A 3,306-nucleotide genomic window follows, 5' to 3' on the forward strand; every position below is an offset into this window, starting at 1 on the left:
GTGTTCCACGGCCGCGGCGGCACGCCCCGGTCCCCGGCTCGTGCGCGGGGCGCGGGTTCCGTCCCGGAGCGGTGGCGGCGTGCGGTGACCCGGATGCGGGGGCCGGGGGAGCGGGTTCCCGTCCCGGAACGCTGGCCGTTCGGCCCCGGCGGACGCTAGGCGGTGGCGTTGTCCCGGGCGCGCTGCTCGCGCAGCCGTTCGGCGAACTCCTCGGCCATCGCCAACTGGTCGCGCAGGGCCTGGCAGCGGGCGACGATGGCCGCCTCGAAGGCGTCGAGCCTCTCGCTCAGGGCCCGCCGCTCCTCGGGGCCGGTCTCGGCCGAACCCAGCCGGTCGACGGCCTCCAGCAGCTCGCGGGTCTCCTCCAGGCTGAACTCCAGCGGCTTCATCCGCTTGATGAGGTTCAGGCGGTCCACGTCCGTCTCGGTGTAGAGCCGGAAGCCGCCGCGGGAGCGCGCGGAGGGCTCGACCAGGCCGACCTCGCCGTAGTAGCGGATCGTGCGCAGGGACAGGCCGGTCCGCTCGGCGACCTCGCCGATCTGCATGTGCTGCGCCCCGGACATCGCGGCACCCCCTCTCGTCCACTCGACTCTAACGGCGGTTCCGGCGGGGCGCGGCCCGCCGCCGGGCGCGGTGGCCTTCTGCGGAGCCGGCCCCCGCCGAACGCGCCCCCTCCGTAAAGCCGTTGTCGGTCCGGCGGGAACACCGGGACCTCGCGGTGCGCCCGCGTCAGGCGGACCGGTCGCGCCCCGGGTTCAGCCGACGGGCTTCTCCCAGACCGAGACGTGCTGGCGGCTGGCGCTGGTGAAGGGGTCCCGGGTCCACCCGTCCCACCGGTCGCGCAGGCGCATCCCGGCGAGCCGCGCCATCAGGTCGAGTTCGGCGGGCCACACGTACCGGAAGGGGACCTCCCGGTACGTGCCGCGCCCGTCGGCGACCGTGACGTGGTGCGAGCTCATCGCCTGCGTGGCGACGTCGTAGACGTCGAACCCCAGCCGGTTCGAACCCACGTGGAAGGGCACGGCGTCCTGGCCCTCCGGCAGTCTGCGCAGGTCGGGGACGCAGACCTCGATGACGAAGTGACCCCCGGGTTCGAGGTGGTCGGCGGCGTTGCGGAAACAGGCCACCTGCTCGTCCTGCGTGGTCAGGTTCATGATGGTGTTGAAGACCAGGTAGGCGACGGAGAACGCGCCCTCCACCCGGGTCGTCGCGAAGTCGCCGACCGTCACCCCGACCGCGTCGCCGCCGGGCTTGGCCCGCAGCCGTTCGACCATCGCCTCGGACAGGTCGATGCCGTGCACCGCGACCCCGCGGCGGGCCAGCGGCAGCGCGACGCGCCCCGTGCCGATCCCCAGCTCCAGGGCCCGGCCGCCACCGGCCAGCTCCTCCAGGAGGTCCACGGCCGGATCCAGGACGGCGGGCTCGAACATCTCCGCCGACGACTCGTCGTAGGTCGCCGCGACGCTCTCCGCGAAGTGGTTCTCCCGTGCGCTCATCCCGGAACGCTAACCCGCGCTCCCCTGGGGCGCACGCGGTTTTCCCGCGGCCCCGCGGGCGCGGGGCGCGACCGCCCGGGAGCGTCCGGCGCGTCGCCGGTCGGGCGGCCCCGGTCCCGGGCAGGGTGGGGGGAGCGGGCCCCGGCCCCGGTGCCCCGCGCGCCAGGTCAGGGATGTATCCCACACCGACATGCGGTCCCCCAGATTGCATGCTCATTCATAAGGGCGCATACTTATTTCCATGTCCAAGGTACTCACTTCCCTCCCCGTCGGCGAGCGCGTCGGTATCGCCTTCTCCGGTGGCCTCGACACCTCGGTGGCGGTCGCGTGGATGCGCGACAAGGGCGCCGTCCCGTACGCCTACACCGCCGACATCGGCCAGTACGACGAACCCGACATCGCCTCGGTCCCCGGCCGCGCCACCGCCTACGGCGCCGAGGGCGCCCGCCTGGTGGACGGCCGGGAGGCGCTGGTGGAGGAGGGTTTCGCGGCGCTGGCCTGCGGAGCCTTCCACATCCGCTCCGGCGGCCGCACCTACTTCAACACCACCCCCCTCGGGCGGGCCGTCACGGGCACCCTGCTGGTGCGCGCGATGCTCGAGGACGGCGTGCAGATCTGGGGCGACGGATCCACCTTCAAGGGCAACGACATCGAGCGGTTCTACCGTTACGGTCTGCTCGCCAACCCCTCCCTGCGGATCTACAAGCCGTGGCTGGACGCCGACTTCGTCAACGAGCTCGGCGGCCGCAAGGAGATGTCGGAGTGGCTGCTGGCCCACGGCCTGCCCTACCGGGACAGCACCGAGAAGGCCTACTCCACCGACGCCAACATCTGGGGCGCCACGCACGAGGCCAAGGCGCTCGAACACCTCGACACCGGCATCGAGATCGTCGAGCCCATCATGGGCGTGCGGTTCTGGGACCCCGAGGTCGAGATCACCCCCGAGGACGTCACGATCGGCTTCGAGCAGGGCCGCCCGGTGACCGTCAACGGCAAGACCTTCGCCACCGCCGTGGACCTGGTCAACGAGGTCAACGCCATCGGCGGCCGGCACGGCCTGGGCATGTCGGACCAGATCGAGAACCGCGTCATCGAGGCCAAGAGCCGCGGCATCTACGAGGCCCCGGGCATGGCGCTGCTGCACGCGGCCTACGAGCGGCTGGTCAACGCGGTCCACAACGAGGACACCCTCGCCAGCTACCACAACGACGGCCGACGGCTCGGCAGGCTGCTCTACGAGGGCCGCTGGCTGGAGCCCCAGGCGCTGATGCTGCGCGAGGCCCTCCAGCGCTGGGTGGGCACGGCGGTCACCGGCGAGGTGACCCTGCGGCTGCGGCGCGGCGAGGACTACTCCCTCATGGACACCACCGGCGCGGCGTTCAGCTACCACCCGGACAAGCTGTCCATGGAGCGGACCGAGGACTCCGCGTTCGGCCCGGTCGACCGCATCGGCCAGCTGACCATGCGCAACCTCGACATCGCCGACTCCCGCGCCAAGCTGGAGGAGTACTCCAGGGTCGGCATGGTCGGCACCTCGCACCCGACGTCGATCGGCGCCGCCCAGGCGGCCTCGACCGGGCTGATCGGCGCGATGCCCGAGGGCGGCGCCGAGGCGATCGCCTCCCGAGGCCAGGCCCCCGAGAGCGACGACCTGCTCGACCACGCCGCCATGGAGTCCGGCAACGACTGAGGCCCGGCTCCGGTCCGCGCTCCAGCGAGCGGGGACCGGCCGGGCTACGGTGCGGGGACGATCCGCGGGACCGGTCCGCGCACCGGCCGTGGAGCCCCCCGGACCGACCCGCCGCCGGGG

The 3,306-nt window shown here is 73.0% G+C and carries 3 protein-coding genes; 1 reads left to right on the forward strand and 2 read right to left on the reverse strand.

All coding sequences use genetic code 11. The features are described 5' to 3' along the window. Window positions 1-155 precede the first annotated feature (155 nt). Window positions 156-563 carry a MerR family transcriptional regulator gene (locus tag DQW06_RS28675; protein ID WP_019611193.1) on the reverse strand — a complete coding sequence of 136 codons (408 nt, stop codon included), beginning with the start codon at window positions 561-563 and terminating at the stop codon, window positions 156-158. Between the two features lie 192 nt (window positions 564-755). Continuing rightward, a complete protein-coding gene (locus DQW06_RS28680; RefSeq protein ID WP_117199650.1) occupies window positions 756-1,496 on the reverse strand; it encodes a class I SAM-dependent methyltransferase in 741 nt (246 codons plus the stop codon). Between the two features lie 241 nt (window positions 1,497-1,737). Between DQW06_RS28680 and argG the strand changes: the two genes are divergently transcribed. After that, window positions 1,738-3,186 (forward strand): argininosuccinate synthase, encoded by a 1,449-nt coding sequence (gene argG, locus DQW06_RS28685; RefSeq protein WP_013154492.1) that lies wholly within the window; start codon window positions 1,738-1,740, stop codon window positions 3,184-3,186. Window positions 3,187-3,306: the final 120 nt, after the last annotated feature.

This window comes from Nocardiopsis sp. TNDT3 (assembly GCF_003427465.1).
Lineage (GTDB): Bacteria > Actinomycetota > Actinomycetes > Streptosporangiales > Streptosporangiaceae > Nocardiopsis > Nocardiopsis dassonvillei.

Coding starts and splice junctions, on each gene's coding strand:
- DQW06_RS28675 (WP_019611193.1), bottom strand. CDS start 563: ATGTCCGGGGCGCAGCACATGCAGATCGGCGAGGTCGCCGAGCGGACC.
- argG (WP_013154492.1), top strand. CDS start 1,738: ATGTCCAAGGTACTCACTTCCCTCCCCGTCGGCGAGCGCGTCGGTATC.
- DQW06_RS28680 (WP_117199650.1), bottom strand. CDS start 1,496: ATGAGCGCACGGGAGAACCACTTCGCGGAGAGCGTCGCGGCGACCTAC.